Consider the following 19004-nt stretch of genomic DNA (forward strand, 5'->3'; position numbering starts at 1 on the left):
CTCCTGTTAATTAACAATCCATAATTAAATCTTCCAGTGTTCCGCCAGGCTTTACCATCGGATAAACCATTTCTTCAGGATCAATGATGAACTCGATCAGGGTCGGAACTTTGGTATTTTTCTTTGCTTCTTCAAAGGCTGCGGCAACCTCATTTTTATTGAAAACCCGGATCCCTTTGGCACCGTAGCTTTCTGCCAGCTTTACAAAATCCGGTGTATATTTCGGGTATTCCTCGCCATTTGTACGGCGGGAAAGGGCACCGGAGCGAAGATTGGTCATGCTGTAGCGTTTGCCATAGAAAAGCTTCTGCCACTGACGAACCATACCAAGATATTCGTTATTAAATACACAAAGAATCAGTGGGAGCTCTTCCAGAACAGCTGTGGCAAATTCCTGAATATTCATCTGCATTCCACCGTCGCCGGAAATAACGATAACCGGTTTGTCCAGATTACCGATCTTTGCTCCTACACCACCAGGAAAACCGTATCCCATGGTACCAAGGCCCCCGGACATAACAAGCTGCTTGCCTGGTGTGATCTCAGCATACTGGGAAACCAGCATCTGGTGTTGTCCGACATCCGTGACAATGATGGCTTCTTCAAACTGGCAGTTGATCTGGTTAATGATGTCAACCGGACTTAATCTGTCATTTGGACGCATTACAAGAGGATGTTCCTGCTTCCAGCTGTTTATCTCACTGTTCCATTTTTTGCTGGCATAGTCGGAAACGTATTCGGACATTTTTGCAAGGGCATCTTTTGCATCTGCAACGATTGGAATATCTACCTGGATGTTTCTGGAAATAGAGGCCGTGTCAATGTCAATATGGATAATCTGGGCATTAGGGGCAAATTCATGAAGCTTTCCTGTGATTCGGTCGTTAAAACGTGTTCCAATGGAAAAAAGTACGTCACAGTTGCTTACAGCCATATTGGCTGCATAGGCACCGTGCATGCCAAGGTTTCCGATAAAAAGCGGATGGTTGGTAGGGATTGCACCTCGTCCCATAATAGTAGTTACAACCGGAACACCGGTCTTTTCCACTACTTCCTGGAATACCTTATTGGCATGGGAAATATTGATTCCGCCGCCTGCCAGGAAGAGAGGCTTCTTTGCCTTGGAAAGTGTTTTGATCGCACGTTTCAGCTGTCCGATGTGGACACTGGTGTTTGGCTTGTAGCCGCGGATATTTACGCTCTTTGGATATTCTGCACTGCCCAGTTCAGCCATTACATCCTTGGGCAGGTCAATGAGAACCGGTCCAGGGCGTCCGGTACGTGCAATATAGAAGGCTTCCTTGATGATACGTCCAAGATCTTCACGGTTGCGTACAGTGACTCCATACTTGGTAATACTGCGGGTAATTCCTACAATATCAACTTCCTGGAATGCATCGTTTCCAATCAGATGACGTGCTACCTGACCGGTGAAGCACACCAGAGGAACGCTGTCGTAATTGGCTGTAGCAAGGCCTGTGACAAGGTTGGTAGCACCAGGACCGCTTGTTACAAGACATACGCCAACTTTTCCAGTGGTACGTGCGTAAGCATCGGCTGCGTGAACCAGTGCCTGCTCGTGACGTGGAAGGATTACGGTGACATCATCCTGTTTGTATAATTCATCGCTGATATCAATGGTACATGCTCCGGGATAACCGAAAACGTACTCAACACCTTCTTCTTTCAGTGCTTTTACCAGCAGCTTATTGCCTGATATCTGTTTCATTTAGTGAAGATACCTCCTTTTCGCCGGGGAAAAACCCACAATATAATTATAAAAAAATCTTCCACAAGTTGTGACGCACATCTTGCAGAAAGCCTTTTTCAAACACGCTCTAGAGCAAACGATATTTAATCAATATTATAGCGTTAACGCGGAAAAGTGTCAATAAAGTTCACAGAAAACCAGAGAATTGCGGCGCGAAATCATGCAAAGCATGATTCTTTTGCATCGCGAAGCGTGTTACTGGTCACGGAGGGAACAGTAACACGTTGAATTAAAAGAGGTGGGAAAAAGAAAGGGATAACTGGTCAAAAAGTGGATTTTGTGGTAAGATATGCAGAACAAAAGTGTACTGAGAAAGAAAGGAGGAGGTTGAAAATAGTGGAACTAAATAAGGAAAATATGAAAAAGATAAGGTGGCTGATCGCTTTTTCAGTGCTTCTGTATCTGGGAGTGCAGAATCTGGATGTGGTGCTGAAGTATGTGAAAATTGTGTGGGGACTTCTTCTGCCATTTGTGTTGGGTGGAGCTATGGCGTTTGTGCTGAATGTACCTATGGCATTTATTGAGCGGCATGTTTTTGGAAAAGCAAAGGAAAAAGAAGACAGGAGGGGACGTGCAGCAGCAAAATTTGCAAGACCGGTGAGCCTGCTCTTTTCCATTGTTCTGGTGGTGCTGGCGATTCTCGTTGTAGTACTGATTGTGGCACCGGAGCTTGGAAGAACTCTGGTAAATGTTGTGAAAAAGGTGGAAGAAGATATTCCGTTAGTTCAGAAATGGCTGACAGATACCTTCCAGAGTGATTCTGAAATTGTGAAATGGGCATCTACCATAGAAATTGATCCGCAGAAAATTATTGATTCTATTGTGAGCGTTTTGAGAAGTGGGGCGGACAATCTGGTATCCTCCACTATTACCGTGACTATGGGACTGGTGAGCATGGCTATGAATTTTGCAATTGGTTTTGTGTTTTCCTGTTATGTGCTCCTTCAGAAAGAGAAGCTGGGCAGGCAGGTCCTGAAAGCAGCTTATGCGATCTTACCTGTGAAAACAGTGGAATATCTGGGACATGTTTGTACACTGGCAAGTAAGGTGTTTTCAAGCTTTATTACCGGGCAGTGCATAGAGGCGGTGATCCTGGGAAGCATGTTCTTTGTTTCCATGACGATCGGAAGATTTCCATATGCAATGCTGATCGGAGTGCTGATCAGTTTTACGGCGCTGATTCCTGTGTTTGGCGGAATTATTGGATGCTGGGTGGGATTTTTCCTGATTTTGATGGTAAGTCCTCTGAAAGCTTTGGCATTTCTTATATTGTTCTTGATCCTGCAGCAGATTGAGGGAAATCTGATCTATCCTCACGTAGTTGGAAACTCTGTGGGACTGCCGGCAATCTGGGTACTGGTTGCAGTGACTCTGGGCGGAAATCTTATGGGAATTGTGGGAATGCTGATTTTTATTCCGTTGGTGTCTGTAATTTATACATTGTTTAAGGAATGGGTGTCTGAGAGGCTGGAGCAGAAGAAGGTAAAAATTAGTTGAGAAAATTTTTAATGAGCGCTGGTTGCTAAATAAAATAAGCGCTGGAAAATAATTGGTTTACATAAAACAAAAAAGCTGCAAAAAAACATCTCCGGGAGGATTAAGAACTTCCGGAGATATTTTTTGCTTATTTTTATGAAGATCAGTCGTTGGTCTGTTTCTGACTTTCTACTTCTGCAAGCTTCATTGCACGAACTTTCAGCGGCAGACCGAACAGAGTGATGAATCCGTCTGCATCATGGTGATCGTACATATCACCTGTTGTGAAGGAAGCAAGAGATTCATTGTAAAGGCTGTATGGAGAAGTGGTTCCGGCTTTGATGATGTTGCCTTTGTAAAGTTTGAATTTTACTTCACCAGTTACATATTTCTGTGTGGACTCTACGAATGCCTGGATTGCCTCACGAAGTGGTGTGAACCATTTTCCTTCGTAAACAACCTGAGCCAGCTGGCTGCCAAGTTTCTTCTTGGTTTCCAGAGTTTCACGATCAAGGATCAGCTCCTCAAGCTGTTCATGTGCTTCCATAAGGATTGTTCCACCAGGAGTCTCATAAACACCACGGGATTTCATACCTACAACACGGTTCTCAACGATATCGATAATGCCGATTCCGTTCTCGCCGCCAAGCTTGTTCAGTTCTGTGATGATCTCGGAAACTTTCATTGCCTTTCCATTTAAGGTCTTTGGAACACCTGCCTCAAATGTCATGGTGATTTCGGTCTCTTTATCCGGAGCTTTCTCAGGCGTTACGCTGAGTACTAACATATCATCATAGTTTGGAGCCTGCGCCGGATCCTCAAGTTCAAGTCCCTCATGGCTGATGTGCCACAGGTTACGGTCACGGCTGTAGCTGTGTTTTGCATCGAATGGAAGGTTGATACCATGAGCCTGGCAGAACGCGATCTCGTCTTCACGGGACTGCATGGTCCAAACGTCTGTCATACGCCATGGAGCAATGATCTTGATGTCTGGTGCAAGAGCTTTGATTCCAAGCTCAAAACGGATCTGGTCATTTCCTTTACCAGTTGCGCCGTGACAGATTGCAACAGCGTTCTCTTTTCTTGCGATCTCAACCAGTTTCTTGGCAATAGCAGGACGTGCCATGGAAGTACCAAGAAGATATTTGTGCTCATATACAGCACCTGCCTCAACACACGGCATAATATAGTTGTCGCAGAAGTCATCTACGATATCCTCAATATATAATTTGGAAGCTCCGGAAAGCTTTGCTCTTTCCTCAAGTCCGTCCAGCTCATTTCCCTGTCCGCAGTTAACGCAGCAGCAGACAACATCATAATCAAATGTTTCTTTCAGCCACGGAATCAATGCTGTGGTATCAAGTCCGCCTGAATATGCAAGTACAACTTTTTCTTTCATAATATTTACCTCTTTTCTTTTATCCCTCTGAAACAGATAGGGTTATAAAGCATATTAAATTTTGAATAAATATTCATCGTGATAACAGCTCTTACGTTCTGTACGTTATTCACAAAGAATAATATACAACAATACTCATAAATATGCAATAGTAAATTTGAAAAAAATTTATAAAAACTTTGCATAAAAATGCATCATATAATAGGTAAATACGCGTTGAAATGCACAAAAAAGATAGATTGAATGGAAAATAAGGAAAAAATGACTATTGCATAATATGCAAAGAAGATGTATAATTCATTCATCATTGTTTATAAAGCACATGTTACTGTTCACTCCGTTCATAAAACGGACATTGTTGCCAGTGAACAGAGTAACAAGTATGAGTTCTAGAGCCTGTTTGAAAAAGCATGCTTTTGACACCATAATAATGGAGGACACTAAAATGATAAAAGCTGGAATTATTGGAGCAACCGGTTATGCGGGAAATGAAATTGTACGTCTCCTTCTGGGACATAAAAATGTGGAAGTAGCATGGTATGGATCCAGAAGCTACATTGATAAAAAATATGCAGGAATTTATCAGAACTTTTTTAAGCTGGTAGATGCAAAATGTATGGACGATAACATGGAAGCTCTGGCAGATGAGGTTGATGTGATTTTCACTGCAACACCGCAGGGGCTCTGTGCTTCTCTTGTAAATGAGGGAATCCTTTCCAGAGCGAAAGTAATTGATTTAAGTGCAGACTTCCGTATTAAAGATGTGAAGAAATATGAAAAATGGTACGGAATTGAGCACAAATCCCCTCAGTTTATTGATGAAGCTGTGTACGGATTATGTGAGATTAACCGTGAGGACATCAAAAAAGCCCGTCTGATCGCGAATCCGGGATGCTATCCAACTTGTTCTACACTTTCTATTTACCCATTGTTAAAGGCCGGAATGATTGATCCGAACACGATTATTATTGATGCTAAATCCGGAACGACGGGTGCTGGAAGAGGGGCTAAGGTTGATAATCTTTATTGTGAAGTAAATGAAAATATCAAGGCTTACGGTGTTGCCACACACAGACATACACCAGAGATCGAAGACCAGTTAGGATATGCCTGCGGACAGGAAGTGACCATTAATTTTACCCCGCATCTTGTTCCAATGAACAGAGGCATTCTGGTTACAGCATACGCTTCCCTGACAAAGGATGTGACCTACGAAGAAGTAAAAGCTGCTTATGATGCATGCTATGAGAATGAGACATTTGTGAGGGTTCTGGATAAGGATGTGTGTCCGCAGACAAAGTGGGTAGAGGGCAGTAATTACGTGGATGTGAATTTCAAGATCGATCCGAGAACCCACAGAATCATCATGATGGGAGCTATTGACAACCTGGTAAAAGGTGCTGCCGGACAGGCAGTTCAGAATATGAATCTGATGTTTGGGTTTGATGAAGCGGAAGGATTATTACAGGTTCCGATGTATCCGTAAAAGTGAAATTGGAGACAGGCTCCGGGCCTGATTTCAGGACTGAGTTACATTGAAAAATAAACATATAATTTGCCTGATCGGGCAAAGGAGGAGTATCAATATGGAAATAATTACAGGTGGTGTTACCGCAGCAAAGGGGTTTAAAGCAGCTGCGGCAGCAGCAGAAATTAAATACAAAGGCCGTACAGATATGGCCATGGTTTACAGTGAAGTTCCATGTGTTGCAGCTGGCACTTTTACAACAAATGTGGTGAAGGCAGCTCCGGTAAAATGGGATCAGAATGTGGTCTATAATCACCCATCTGCACAGGCTGTGATCTGCAACAGCGGTATTGCAAATGCATGTACCGGAGCAGAAGGATATGGCTATTGTAAGGCGACTGCTGATGCAGCTTCTGAGATACTTGGAATCCCTGCAGCTAGCGTGCTGGTTGCATCTACAGGCGTGATTGGAATGCAGATTCCGATTGATAGAATTGTAAATGGTGTAAAGGCTATGGCTCCGAAGCTTGACGGTTCTTTAGAGGCCGGAACAGAGGCAGCCAAGGCTATCATGACTACAGATACCGTAAAAAAAGAGGTTGCTGTACAGATCGAAATTGGTGGAAAAACAGTAACAGTTGGCGGTATGTGCAAGGGATCCGGAATGATCCATCCTAATATGTGTACCATGCTTGGATTTGTCACAACAGATGCTGCAATTTCCAAGGAAATGCTTCAAAAAGCACTAAGTGCAAATATTAAAGATACCTTTAATATGGTTTCTGTAGATGGCGATACTTCCACAAATGACACTGTTCTGCTCCTTGCAAACGGCATGGCAGGCAACCCTGAAATCACAGAAGAGGGTGCTGATTTTGATAAATTTATGGAGGCTTTGAATTATATTAATACCTGTTTATCAAAGAAAATTGCAGGTGACGGAGAGGGTGCGACTGCACTTTTTGAAGTGAAAATTGTGGGCGCTAAGACAAAAGAAGATGCAGTTACGCTTAGCAAATCCGTAGTAACTTCTTCTCTTACAAAGGCTGCAATTTATGGTCACGATGCAAACTGGGGACGGATTTTGTGCGCTATGGGATACTCTGGAGTGCAGTTTGATCCGGAAAAAGTTGACCTGTATTTTGAGAGCCGCGCAGGAAAATTAAAGATTATTGAGAACGGTGTTTCAACAGGATATGATGAAGCAGAGGCAACCAGAATCCTGTCTGAGGATGAGGTAACAGCTATTGCAGATGTGAAGATGGGTGACGCAAAAGCAACTGCATGGGGCTGTGATCTTACTTATGATTATGTGAAAATTAATGCAGATTATCGTTCTTGATATTAAAGCTTGAGAGTGTGTAAATTAGATGCCAGAGGAAGACTGAAAGGCATGCAGTTGTAGGACTTTTGTAACATAAAGATATAGGAAAGAAAGGTTAAGAGAAAAAATGGTAAATCAGAAATATCTTGATAAGGCAGAGGTACTGATTGAGGCGCTTCCATACATACAGCGTTTTAACCGTAAAATTGTTGTAATAAAGTATGGCGGAAGTGCTATGCTGGATGAAAAATTGAAGGCGAATGTAATTAAGGATGCAGTTCTCCTGAAACTGGTTGGATTTAAGCCAATTATCGTACATGGTGGCGGCAAGGAAATCAGCAAATGGGTTGGAAAAGTAGGCATGGAGGCTAAGTTTATCAATGGTCTTCGGGTAACAGATTCCCAGACAATGGAAATAGCAGAAATGGTCCTTGCCAAAGTAAACAAAGAACTTGTTTCCCATGTGGAATCCCTTGGCGTACAGGCTGTTGGTATCAGTGGAAAAGACGGTGGATTGCTGAAATGTAAGAAGAAATATTCCAATGGAGAGGATATTGGATTTGTAGGGGATATTACAGAAGTAAACCCGAAAATTCTTTATGATCTGCTGGAAAAAGATTTTCTTCCGATTGTTTTTCCAATCGGATTTGATGATAATTATGACAGCTATAACATTAATGCAGATGATGCAGCCTGCGCAATTGCAGAGGCTGTACATGCAGAGAAGCTTGCATTTCTTTCTGATATTGAGGGAGTTTATAGGGATAAAGATGATCCGTCATCTCTGATTTCTGAGCTTCATATTCAGGATGCCAGAAAACTGATCGAGGATGGATATGTTGGCGGCGGAATGATTCCGAAGCTGAATAACTGTATTGAAGCAATTGAGCATGGTGTTAACCGGGTTCATATTCTTGATGGAAGAATTCCTCATAGTTTACTGTTGGAAATCTTTACAAACAAAGGTATCGGAACTGCTATTTTAAGAGAGGATGGAGAGAAATATTACCATGAACATGAATAATCAGATGGAAGAAGCGGAGTCCAGTATTCTTCATACATATAATCGTTTTCCTGTTGTTTTTGAACGTGGAGAGGGTGTGCACCTTTTTGATTCCGAAGGCTCCAAATATCTGGATTTTGCAGCAGGAATTGCTGTAAATTCGCTTGGATATCATTATCCTGGATATGATGAAGCACTGAAAGAACAGATTGATAAGCTGACTCATATTTCTAATTTGTATTACAATGAGCCAATTATCGAAGCTGGCGCAAAGCTGGTAAATGCAAGCCGCATGGACAAGGCTTTCTTTACAAACAGTGGTACAGAGGCTATTGAAGGTGCATTAAAGGCTGCGAAAAAGTATGCTTATGAACGTGACGGACATGCAGATCATGAGATCATTGCCATGAATCATTCTTTCCATGGCAGATCTATTGGAGCACTTTCTGTCACTGGAAATGCACATTACCGTGAGCCTTTTGAGCCGCTCATGGGTGGTGTGAAATTTGCTGATTTCAATGATCTTGAGAGTGTAAAAGCCCAGGTTACAGATAAAACATGTGCAATTATTATGGAGACCGTACAGGGAGAAGGCGGTATTTATCCAGCGGAAAGAGAGTTTCTGGAGGGCGTTCGCGCACTGTGTGATGAGAAAGATATTCTCCTTATTCTGGATGAAATCCAGTGCGGAATGGGACGTTCCGGATATTATTTTGCATGGCAGGCATACGGTGTACAGCCGGATATTATGACCTGTGCAAAAGCGCTTGGATGCGGTGTTCCTGTTGGTGCATTTGTGTTGAGTAAGAAGGTTGCACAGGCTTCTTTGAAGCCGGGAGACCATGGTACAACTTATGGCGGAAATCCGTTTGTATGTGCGGCTGTAAGCAAGGTTTTTGACATTTATGAGAAGGATATGATCCTTACTCATGTACAGGAATTAACCCCATATCTTGAAAAAAAACTGGATGAACTTGTGGAAAAACATGAGTGTGCTGCAGCAAGAAGAGGTATGGGATTCATGCAGGGAATCGTCATTGCAGGACGACCTGTAGGAGAGATTGTTAAGAAGGCTCTGGAGAAGAAACTGCTGGTTATTTCTGCAGGAAGCGACGTGCTTCGTATTGTGCCTCCGCTTGTGATTACCAAGGCGGATATTGATGAAATGGCGGAGATTTTGGATGAATGTCTGGCGTAAATCAGGGCTGGAGTTTTGGTGAAAAAATAGGTGAAAATTAAAAAAGATTCACTAAAAAAGCATTGTAGGTTGATTTTAAGCTATAAATGAGAATAAAATGACAGAAAAAAGGTACTTTGAAATGGTTTTCAGGTACCTTTTTTCTATTGCTCAAGATTCTGTTTTAAAAAATTATTCCGGCAATCGCCCATAAATCCTGACATACATCTTGTCAAAAGTTGGGGGATGGAACTTTTTACACTGTATAGAGTACAGCTGCTTAAAAGCTTTTTGTGAATTTACTCTTCTGCGAAGTCGAATTCGTCTTTAAATTTCTCTTTGAAAATGTCAAAAACAGCGGTGAGAATGTCATCGTCATCAACGAAAACATAGCTCTCGTTTTCTTCATTTCTGTCGTCCTCAACCTGAAGAATCAGTACTTCTTCATCTTCGTTCTCGTCCTCACCTTCCACGTCCTCTACAGGTGGGAGAAGAACTGCGTAGCGCTTTCCTTCATACTCAACAAGGTCCAGGAACTCAAAATCCATGTCTTCCCCGTTTTCGTCGGTGAGGGTGATGATCTCGATTTCCTCTTCTGCTGGGGTACCAATGTTCTTTTCGTCTGCCATTGTGATTCTCCTTTCAAGTTGACATGCCAGCCCGGCTGTCATATTTGTTGAAAATATTATATCAATTGTGAGAGCTGTTGAATAGATGGAAAATATAGAAAATTTCGAAAATATTTTTGCATAATGTCAGAAGAAAGACTGGAAAAGCGGTTTTCAGTAGAGATATAACAGGATTGCAAGGTTGTTTTGGGAAAATATAAAAAACCTGTTGACAAGTAAAGTTGTCAATGATATTATGCAAATACAAGGAATGACAAATAAACTTGTCATAATGACAATGAAATAAGTCATTTCAAAAAATTGAATACACTACGAATGAGAAAGGAGCCTTTGAAATGGCGCTGGAGAATCGATTGAAGGAATATCGTGCCAGGCTTGGAATCAATCAGGCGGACATGGGGAAACTGGCTGGTGTGTCCAGACAGACGATCAGCCTGATTGAGAGGGGAGACTATTCACCTTCAGTGACGCTGGCTTTGAAGCTGGCGAAGATCTGTCAGGTGACAGTGGAAGATATTTTTACTTATACGGAGGATGGAGAAGATGAATAAGGGAAAATCTAAGAAGAAAATGAATTCCTATTTAAAAATGGTACTGATTATGCTGGCTGGTGGTGTTGTTGGAGGAATTTTTGGCTTTGTTACATCATACACTGGGGAGAATTCTATAGCAGCTATTGGGCATGGGATGAATGCATTTCTTTTGGCTGTACGTGATCATACAGTGCTGCTGGAATGTATCTGCGGTGCGATCTGTATTATGATCTGTGAGATCCATTTTGGAAAGATGAAGAGAATGGGAAGCCAGATACAGGATGCAGAGGATGAAGAATATCATGAATTGCAGTATCATATTGAAGTGTCCTCCAGCTGGGGGATGATTGCGAGTACAGTGGGAACTGTTCTTATGATGCTGCTTATTTCACCAGGATACTCTATGAAATATATTGAGAGCCAGAGTGACGGTGAGATATGGATGTTCTTAGCAGGACTGGTTGTGTTTGTGGGAATGGTTGGATATTTTGGTATGTGGCAGATTCGCTATATAAAGCTGGTTCAGAGAATTTATCCGGATAAGAAAGGTGATCCTACTTCTATAAACTTTCAGGAGCAGTGGCTTGCAAGCTGTGACGAAGCAGAGAAGGAAGAAATTTACGAAGCAAGCTATAAGACTTATCTGCTGACTGGAAAGGTACTTCCTTTTTGCACATTGGTAGCCATGCTGCTTCATATGGTATGGAATACGGGCGTTCTTGCTATTATCATTCCTGCTTTTCTCTGGATCTTATCGGCGTCTAATTACTGCCGGTGCTGCGTTACGAAAAAAAGCGAAAAACTTGCGAAGTGAATGAATCTTTGAAAAATACATATAATACTATTATGGAGGTGCCTGCTGCAAGTGCACCTCCTTTTCTTCCCGGGAAAGGGAGTATCCTTTTGGAGGCTGTCAGAACATTGATTGGCTTAGAGCGTGTTTGAAAAATCATTCCTGCAATCTGCACGCCCCACTTTGCGGTATATTTCACTCGAATTCGGTTGCCGTAGCCCGCTACGGCGCCCTCATCCGGGCGAAATCTCCCACAAATTGTGACGCACACCTTGCAGAAAGCCTTTTTCAAACACGCTCTAGAGAAAGAATCTGGAAGTATAGGATAGTTTATGGAGGTATTGTATGTGGGGATTTCTTGTAGCGTTGATATCTGGTGCATTGATGAGTATTCAGGGTGTTTTTAACACAGAGATGACTAAGCAGACCAGCTTGTGGGTATCCACCGGCTGGGTACAGTTTTCGGCGTTTCTGGTCTGTGTGTTGGCGTGGATTTTTACCGGGAGGGACAGTGTTGGCGCGTTGTGGCAGGTGGAGAATAAATATACTTTACTTGGCGGTATTATCGGAGCATTTATTACCATAACTGTCATTCAAAGCATGGGAAGTTTAGGTCCTGCAAAGGCTGCTATGCTGATTGTAATTTCCCAGCTGGCAGTTGCCTATATAATTGAATTATTTGGTCTGTTTGGTGTAGAAAAAGTGGATTTTCAATGGCGGAAACTGATTGGTATGGCTGTGGCTATTGTAGGAATTGTCATATTTAAATGGGAGAAATAAGGCAAATAGATAAAAGACTGATAAAATTTAGAAATGGTATTGTAAAAAATGTAAAGTTTCGTTAAAATAGATTAGGTAAAGCATGAGTGGAGGGGAACCTGCGCATAAAGCGAAAGGGGAACCTGCATGGGAAGAAAAATAAAATACAGATGTGGAATCTGGACAGTTTTGTTCTTTCTCTGGACGGCGTCTGCAATGACAGGCTGCGCACGTCGGGAAGAGGTTTTTCTGGAAGAGATGGATTCAGATGAAGAGAACTCGAATAGAAAAGCCGGAGAAGAGAGCACTGCGTATGAGAATAACGTGGCGGCAGGGGAAAATCCCAAAAAACAGTCTGCTGTTTCAGATGCAGGATCAGAGGGAAATACAGAAAATTCAGCTTTGGATTTGCTGCCAGAAACGCCAATTCCACAGAAAATATTCGTTGATGTATGCGGAGCTGTTGTAAATCCAGGTGTTTATGAGCTGGATGAAGGAGCGCGTATTTTCCAGGCTGTTGATGCAGCGGGAGGATATTTGCCAGAGGCAGCCATAAATTATCTGAACAGAGCCAGAAGTATTGGAGATGGGCAGCAGATTTATGTGCCTACTGAGAAAGAAGTGGCTGAGAACCTGGAACTTGCTATGGCGAAAGTGCCAGAGGCATTGAACGATGGTGACAATTCTGGGAATTCAGGATTGGAAGAAATTCAAGGCAGCTCAGTGGAAAATCCATCGGGAACTGTTGGAAGAGATACAGGAAGTTTCGGAGATGGCGTAGGCGATGATCCGCGAATTAATCTGAATACTGCAGATGCCGGACAGCTTTCCACTTTAAGCGGAATCGGGCAGTCAAAGGCAGAAGCCATTGTTGCATACAGAGAGGAGCATGGAGACTTTGCTTCTATCGAAGAGATTATGAATGTAGAAGGTATCAAAGAGGGTACCTTTTCAAAGATAAAAGACAAGATATCAACTGGATAAGGGAGATTCTTAAATGAGCAGGAAAGTTTTGGTAGTAGATGATGAGAAACTGATAGTAAAGGGTATCCGTTTCAGCCTGGAACAGGATGGAATGGATGTGGATTGTGCCTACGATGGCGAAGAAGCCCTGGAGATGGCCCAAGAGAAGAAATATGACATTATTCTTCTGGATCTTATGCTTCCCAAGATGGATGGCTTTGAAGTATGCCAACAGATCAGGGAATTTTCAAATGTTCCTATTGTAATGCTTACAGCGAAAGGTGAGGATATGGATAAGATCCTCGGCCTTGAGTATGGCGCGGACGACTATATCACCAAACCATTTAATATTCTTGAGGTAAAGGCAAGAATCAAGGCCATTATGCGCCGTGCAGGCAGCAATCAGGAAGAAAAAGACAAGGCGAAGACAATAGAGGCTGGTGACCTGAAGATGGATTGTGAGAGCCGTCGCGTGTTTATTTCTGGTAAGGAAATCAATCTGACTGCCAAAGAATTTGATGTGCTGGAACTTCTGGTGTTTAATCCCAATAAAGTGTACAGCCGTGAGAACCTGCTGAATATTGTATGGGGATATGAATATCCTGGTGATGTTCGTACAGTGGATGTACATATCCGTCGTTTACGTGAAAAAATTGAGGCGAATCCCAGTGAGCCCAAATATGTACACACCAAATGGGGTGTGGGATATTATTTCCAGGCATAAGCCATGCCAGAGAAAAAGAAACCAAGCTTTTTAAAAAGTCTGCGTTTTCGTATTCTGATCATTCTGGTCATTCTGGGAATCGTACCAAGTGTCATTGTTGCTCATGTGATGGTGGCGGCCTATGAGAGCAAGGCTGTGGCTGTCCGTAAGCAGACTGTTGAGAAGCAGTGTGACATTCTGTGTAACCTGTTAATTAAAGAGAATTATATGAATGACTCCAGCTCGCAGGATGTAAACAGCAAGCTGGAGTTGTTGTCTAATGTGTATGACGGCAGAATTCTGTTAGTTGACAGGGATTACAGGATTATCAAGGATACCTATGGCGTAGATGAGGGAAAAACTTTGATCTCCACTATGGTGATCAAATGCTTCAAAGGTGAGGAAGCCAGCCGCTATAATAGTAAGACACAGAAGATTGAGATGGCTCTCCCTGTGAAAAGCCCGGAGGTGAAGCAGCTTCAGGGTGCTATGCTGATCAGCTTTTCCTCCAATGAAATTGCAGAGAATATTCTGGAGCTGGAACAGAAGAGTCTTCTGATCACAGGAATCATTATTGTGCTGGCGGTCCTTCTTGGATATGTGCTTTCTACGGTTCTTGTAAAGCCGTTTGCCAGAGTTACCAAGTCCATTGAGGATTTGACGGATGGATACCAGAATGAGGAGATTTCTGTCCCGGATTATACAGAGACAGCACTTATTACGGATGCGTTCAACAAAATGCTTTCCAGAATGAAGATTCTGGATGAGTCCAGAAATGAGTTTGTTTCCAATGTGTCCCATGAGCTGAAGACACCGCTTACCTCCATGAAGGTACTTGCCGATTCACTGGTGGGCCAGGAAGGGGTGCCGGAGGAGCTGTATCAGGAGTTTATGGGCGATATCACTGCAGAGATTGATCGGGAGAATAAGATCATCACAGACCTGCTTTCTCTTGTAAAAATGGATAAGAAAGCAGCTGATCTGAATGTGGAGCACCTGAATATCAATCAGCTTCTGGAGGATATCCTGAAGAGACTCCGTCCAATTGCAGATAAGAGGCACATTGATCTGATCCTGGACAGTTTCCGCCCTGTTGAAGCAGATGTGGATGAGGTAAAGTTTACTCTTGCCGTGAGCAATCTGGTTGAGAATGGTATTAAATACAATGTGGATGATGGCTGGGTTCGTGTAACCCTTGACGCTGACCATAAATATTTCTATGTGAAGGTTGCAGATTCCGGAATGGGCATTCCGGAGGAGTCCATCGGAAGAATTTTTGAACGTTTTTACCGCGTAGACAAATCCCATTCCAAAGAAATTGGCGGCACAGGTCTTGGACTTGCGATTACCAGAAGTGCTGTGACCATGCATCATGGAACTATTCAGGTGGCAAGTAAGGAAGGCGAGGGAACTACCTTTACTGTCCGCATTCCTTTATCATATATTCCGTAGGAGGTGCCAGATGAAGAAATTGTTGAGTACAGCGATGGCTCTGGTTCTGATCATTGGCCTTCTTACCGGATGCTCGGTGGAAAGCCAGGGAGAGAAGACTGAAAGTGTCAGCAATCAGTACTATCTATATTACTTGAACAAAGATGAAACGAAAGTAACAAAGACAAGATATTATCCGGAGCAGGAAAGTGCAGAATTTATGCTCCAGGATTTAATGGGAATCCTGAATGGACAGGAGAGCAGCGGAGAGAACCTGCCTTTGCTTCCAGCAGGAGTTCAGCTGGTGACTTACCGCTTAAATGAATCCCTTCTGGAATTGGAGTTTAATGCTGATTACAGTAATATTTCCCGAACCAGGGAGATTCTGGTGCGCGCAGGTGTGGCAAGAACTTTTCTTCAGATTCCAGGAATCACCGGCATAAAGATTTTTATAGGAAATCAGGAGCTTACCGATTCCAAGGGACAGGCTGTAGGCTTGCTTGACGGCAACACTTTTGTAGAAATGTGGGGCTCTGATAAAGATGCGTATCGGTATGATACTTTTACTCTGTATTTTACAGACAAGACAGGAGAGCATCTTGTGGCAGAACAGAGAAATGTATATTATAAGAGAATTCTGCCAAGAGAGAGAGTAATACTGGAACAGCTTGCCAAAGGACCGATGGTGAAAGGGCATTATCCAACAATTCCGCAGAATACGGATATTCTGGGAATAGAGGTGTCTGATAATGTGTGCTATGTGGATTTTAGTTCCGCTTTTTCAGATTCAGGAATTGATATCCCGGTGAACACCATGATCTATTCCGTGGTAAATTCTCTTCTGGATACGACATCTGCTGATAAAGTGCAGATTTCAATCGAAGGTGATACAGAGGCTAAGTTAAGTGATGGAACATCTTTGTACAGTCTTTTCAGTAAAAATACAGATCTGATCCTGAAAGAGAATTAGAGCGTGTTTGAAAAAATCAATCAATAACGCTTATAAAATGAAATACTAAAGGAGTTTATAAATGACGAAAAGACCGCTTTGCATGGTGTGTCTGGTCTTGATGCTCCTTATGTGTGTGGCCGACCGGGCAGGATTTCCACTGATCAGAGGGAATCCTGTTCCGGAAAATGTGGACTCCTGGATCCGGGAACATCCCAAGGTCACAATCTGCGGAGAAGTGACACAGACCACAGAAAATGAATTTTCACAATCTGTTTATCTTAGCAATACATATCTGATTTATCAACCAAAGAAGAATCAATCAAAGGAAAATCAACCGAAGAAAATATCTATTGAAAATGTAAAAGTATTTTTAAAGAAAAAAGAAGATGTTCCGGCAGGAACTGTTGTTTTGGTGTCTGGAAATCTGGAGAGAGTAGGTGAGATGCGAAATCCAGGAGAATTTGATGCCAGACAGTATTATGCCAGCCAGCATATTTTCTATTTTATGAAAAAGGCGGAATTGTTAAAAAAATCGGAAAATTATTCTGCTTATCGACAAGGTATGAATGATCTAAGGAAATATCTCAGTAAAGTTCTGAATGGAATTGGTGGAAAAGAAGCCGGGGTTTTTCAGGCAATTGTTCTCGGGGATAAAAGCAGTCTGGATGAGGAAGTAAAGCTTCGCTACCAGATGGCTGGTATTGTGCATGTTCTGGCAATTTCGGGGCTGCATATCAGTGTGATTGGGATGGGAATTTATAATCTTCTGATGAAGACTGGAATGGGAATCTGGCCGTCTGGGATAATTGCCCTGCTGATTTTGCTTCAATACGGCGTGATGACTGGTGGAAGTGTGTCTACTATGCGTGCAGTCTGTATGTTTTTGATATCTGTAGGGGCGAAAATAACCGGAAGGATTTATGATCTGCCAACGGCGCTGGCTGTTTCGGCTATGTTAATTCTTGGAGATTCAGGAGCATATTTATATAACAGTGGGTTCCTTTTGTCATTTAGCGCGGTAGCAGGAGCTGGCGTAGTGGTTCCTGCATTAACAAAGAGTATGGATTTATCCCGTATTGAAAAAGGGGAAAATGTGCGGAGAAAAAAGAGTGTATGGAAAAGACATGCTGGAAAAAAGTTTAAAAATATTTGCTGTATGATTTTAGGAAAACATACAGGGCAAATATATGAAAAATTTGCCGGAGGTTTTTGCAAAGCAAATCTGGCTTTAGGCGCATCTATAGGAATACAGCTGACCATGCTTCCTGTTTCCTTATATTTTTTCGGAGAAGTTTCACTGGTTGGAATTTTTTTAAATTTGCTGGTGCTTCCTACAGTAGGAGTTGTTCTGGGAAGCGGAGTTATTGGATTGCTTGCTGGGTGTGTAAGCTTTTCCGTTGGGCGTGTTGTGATTTTGCCTGGAAAGGTTCTTGCTGGAATTTATGAAGAGTTATGTAAACTATCTGGGAATCTGCCTTTTGGCATCTGGATCACAGGACAACCAAAGCTGTGGCAGGTGGCTGTATATTATATTTTGTTTGCAGGAGCAGTCTGGCTACTTACACAGAAAGGGAAGAGGGAGAGAAAAATAATTGCTTTCGTAGTTGTATGCCTGGCCATGTCTATTCTTATATGGCGTGAGCCGGAACCATTTTCTGTCAGCTGTCTGGATGTGGGACAGGGCGACGGGCTTGTGCTGCGGACGCCGGAAGGGAATTGCTTTCTGGTGGATGGTGGAAGCACAAACAAATCAGGTGTGGGACAATATCAGGTTTTACCGTATCTGAAAAATCAGGGGATTTCTCAGATTGATGGAATTTTTATATCTCATACAGATCAGGATCATATCAGTGGTGTACAGGAAATATTGGAGATGGCTGTAAAAAAACTGAATTCAGTAAAATTGGGATGCTTGTATCTGCCTGAGTGGGAAAATCCTCCTGCTGCATGGGAAAAACTGAAACAGACAGCAAAAGCGGCCGGAATTCCAGTGAGAACCCTGAAGGAAGGAGACTGCCTGAATGCAGGTAAATTGCAATTGCAGATAATTGCTCCTGCTGTCAGCGCTTCTGGCGCAGACGTAAATGAAGATGGTATGGTGATTAAAGTAAAATATGAGGAATTTCTTGGCCTTTTGACAGGTGATATCGGGGAAGAAACGGAAAAGAAATTGCTGGAATTGGGAATGTTGGAAGATGTGGACTTTTTGAAGGTGGGACACCATGGCTCCCATTACTCTACCTGTCAACAGTTTCTTGATACAGTGCGCCCGGAATATGCTGTGATTTCCTGCTCTTCTACCAATACCTATGGCCACCCGTCACCGGAAATTACGAAACGCCTGGAAGAAACCGGGTGCCAGACCAGTTTTACTATGGAGAGCGGTGCTGTGAAAGTTTGCTGGGAGAAAGAGGGGATAAGGATTAAGAAATTTTTGGAAAAGGGAAATAGTATGTAGAGCGAAAAAGGCACTTTTATAAAGACACAATTTGTGGTATGGTTTAGTAGAATGTCGGGTACAGCTCTATCACCCTGGCTGAAAGAGTCTGGGGGGCTACTGGTTAGATCGTGAATAGTAACCTTTGGGGAATGTCCTGACCGACAAGAAGATGACAGGAGCGTA

Annotated in this window: 19 protein-coding genes; 15 read left to right on the forward strand and 4 right to left on the reverse strand. The window is 42.7% G+C overall.

Annotated elements, in window-relative coordinates; all coding sequences use genetic code 11:
- Window positions 1–10: 10 nt before the first annotated feature.
- A complete protein-coding gene (gene ilvB, locus AB5706_RS08725) occupies window positions 11–1729 on the reverse strand; it encodes a biosynthetic-type acetolactate synthase large subunit (RefSeq protein WP_368365992.1) in 1719 nt (572 codons plus the stop codon).
- Between the two features lie 3 nt (window positions 1730–1732).
- Here ilvB and AB5706_RS08730 point away from each other — a divergent pair, with 3 nt between their 5' ends.
- Together AB5706_RS08730 and AB5706_RS08735 are read left to right on the forward strand one after the other, a co-directional pair.
- A complete protein-coding gene (locus AB5706_RS08730) occupies window positions 1733–1858 on the forward strand; it encodes a DUF6783 domain-containing protein (RefSeq protein ID WP_368356910.1) in 126 nt (41 codons plus the stop codon).
- Window positions 1859–2107: 249 nt separating this feature from the next.
- Window positions 2108–3268, forward strand: a complete 1161-nt coding sequence (locus AB5706_RS08735) for an AI-2E family transporter (RefSeq protein ID WP_195409101.1) — start codon at window positions 2108–2110, stop codon at window positions 3266–3268.
- Between the two features lie 142 nt (window positions 3269–3410).
- On the opposite strand, the gene AB5706_RS08740 is transcribed toward AB5706_RS08735, so the two are convergent.
- Window positions 3411–4646, reverse strand: a complete 1236-nt coding sequence (locus AB5706_RS08740) for an argininosuccinate synthase (protein ID WP_118579752.1) — start codon at window positions 4644–4646, stop codon at window positions 3411–3413.
- Window positions 4647–5091: 445 nt separating this feature from the next.
- On the opposite strand from AB5706_RS08740, the gene argC reads away from it, so the two are divergent.
- The 4 genes from argC to AB5706_RS08760 all read left to right on the forward strand — a co-directional run bounded on the left by argC (window position 5092) and on the right by AB5706_RS08760 (window position 9639).
- Window positions 5092–6132 carry an N-acetyl-gamma-glutamyl-phosphate reductase gene (gene argC / locus AB5706_RS08745; RefSeq protein ID WP_148461744.1) on the forward strand — a complete coding sequence of 347 codons (1041 nt, stop codon included), beginning with the start codon at window positions 5092–5094 and terminating at the stop codon, window positions 6130–6132.
- 100 nt (window positions 6133–6232) lie between these two features.
- The gene (argJ, locus tag AB5706_RS08750) at window positions 6233–7456 is read left to right on the forward strand and encodes a bifunctional glutamate N-acetyltransferase/amino-acid acetyltransferase ArgJ (protein WP_294424326.1); all 1224 of its coding nucleotides are present in this window, start codon (window positions 6233–6235) and stop codon (window positions 7454–7456) included.
- A gap of 109 nt (window positions 7457–7565) precedes the next feature.
- Window positions 7566–8462, forward strand: a complete 897-nt coding sequence (argB, locus tag AB5706_RS08755; RefSeq protein ID WP_118579746.1) for an acetylglutamate kinase — start codon at window positions 7566–7568, stop codon at window positions 8460–8462.
- Window positions 8449–9639: an aspartate aminotransferase family protein gene (locus AB5706_RS08760; RefSeq protein WP_118579743.1), complete on the forward strand. Its 1191-nt coding sequence runs from the start codon at window positions 8449–8451 to the stop codon at window positions 9637–9639. Before argB ends, AB5706_RS08760 begins: the two co-directional genes overlap by 14 nt.
- A 278-nt stretch (window positions 9640–9917) precedes the next feature.
- Here AB5706_RS08760 and AB5706_RS08765 read toward each other — a convergent pair whose 3' ends face one another.
- A complete protein-coding gene (locus tag AB5706_RS08765) occupies window positions 9918–10247 on the reverse strand; it encodes a DUF1292 domain-containing protein (RefSeq protein WP_148461742.1) in 330 nt (109 codons plus the stop codon).
- A 335-nt stretch (window positions 10248–10582) separates the two neighbouring features.
- Here AB5706_RS08765 and AB5706_RS08770 point away from each other — a divergent pair, with 335 nt between their 5' ends.
- Both AB5706_RS08770 and AB5706_RS08775 read left to right on the forward strand, forming a co-directional pair.
- Window positions 10583–10798: a helix-turn-helix transcriptional regulator gene (locus AB5706_RS08770; protein WP_118579737.1), complete on the forward strand. Its 216-nt coding sequence runs from the start codon at window positions 10583–10585 to the stop codon at window positions 10796–10798.
- A complete protein-coding gene (locus AB5706_RS08775; protein ID WP_173716155.1) occupies window positions 10791–11594 on the forward strand; it encodes a DUF3169 family protein in 804 nt (267 codons plus the stop codon). Before AB5706_RS08770 ends, AB5706_RS08775 begins: the two co-directional genes overlap by 8 nt.
- On the opposite strand, the gene AB5706_RS08780 is transcribed toward AB5706_RS08775, so the two are convergent.
- The gene (locus AB5706_RS08780) at window positions 11563–11844 is read right to left on the reverse strand and encodes a DUF6783 domain-containing protein (protein WP_308768403.1); all 282 of its coding nucleotides are present in this window, start codon (window positions 11842–11844) and stop codon (window positions 11563–11565) included. The two genes, AB5706_RS08775 and AB5706_RS08780, sit on opposite strands and share 32 nt — an antisense overlap.
- Here AB5706_RS08780 and AB5706_RS08785 point away from each other — a divergent pair.
- The 7 genes from AB5706_RS08785 (at window position 11764) to AB5706_RS08815 (ending at window position 18839) form a co-directional block, all read left to right on the forward strand.
- Window positions 11764–11937, forward strand: coding sequence for a DUF6783 domain-containing protein (locus AB5706_RS08785; protein ID WP_308768404.1), 174 nt, complete (start codon window positions 11764–11766; stop codon window positions 11935–11937). The two genes, AB5706_RS08780 and AB5706_RS08785, sit on opposite strands and share 81 nt — an antisense overlap.
- Window positions 11919–12353 (forward strand): DMT family transporter, encoded by a 435-nt coding sequence (locus AB5706_RS08790; RefSeq protein WP_118579731.1) that lies wholly within the window; start codon window positions 11919–11921, stop codon window positions 12351–12353. The genes AB5706_RS08785 and AB5706_RS08790 overlap by 19 nt, the downstream gene beginning before the upstream one ends.
- Window positions 12354–12479: 126 nt before the next feature.
- A complete protein-coding gene (locus tag AB5706_RS08795; RefSeq protein WP_233455990.1) occupies window positions 12480–13316 on the forward strand; it encodes a helix-hairpin-helix domain-containing protein in 837 nt (278 codons plus the stop codon).
- A 13-nt stretch (window positions 13317–13329) separates the two neighbouring features.
- Window positions 13330–14019 carry a response regulator transcription factor gene (locus AB5706_RS08800; protein ID WP_148461741.1) on the forward strand — a complete coding sequence of 230 codons (690 nt, stop codon included), beginning with the start codon at window positions 13330–13332 and terminating at the stop codon, window positions 14017–14019.
- Window positions 14020–14022: 3 nt separating this feature from the next.
- On the forward strand, window positions 14023–15450 hold the full coding sequence (locus tag AB5706_RS08805; protein WP_148461740.1) for a sensor histidine kinase: 1428 nt from the start codon (window positions 14023–14025) through the stop codon (window positions 15448–15450).
- Between the two features lie 10 nt (window positions 15451–15460).
- The gene (locus tag AB5706_RS08810; RefSeq protein ID WP_173716154.1) at window positions 15461–16399 is read left to right on the forward strand and encodes a GerMN domain-containing protein; all 939 of its coding nucleotides are present in this window, start codon (window positions 15461–15463) and stop codon (window positions 16397–16399) included.
- Window positions 16400–16460: 61 nt separating this feature from the next.
- Window positions 16461–18839, forward strand: a complete 2379-nt coding sequence (locus tag AB5706_RS08815) for a ComEC/Rec2 family competence protein (protein ID WP_173773093.1) — start codon at window positions 16461–16463, stop codon at window positions 18837–18839.
- Window positions 18840–19004: the final 165 nt, after the last annotated feature.

Source organism: Ruminococcus sp. RTP21484sp1_RTP21277st1_D2_RTP21277_210401, assembly GCF_040924225.1.
In the GTDB taxonomy this organism is placed as follows: domain Bacteria; phylum Bacillota; class Clostridia; order Lachnospirales; family Lachnospiraceae; genus Blautia_A; species Blautia_A faecis.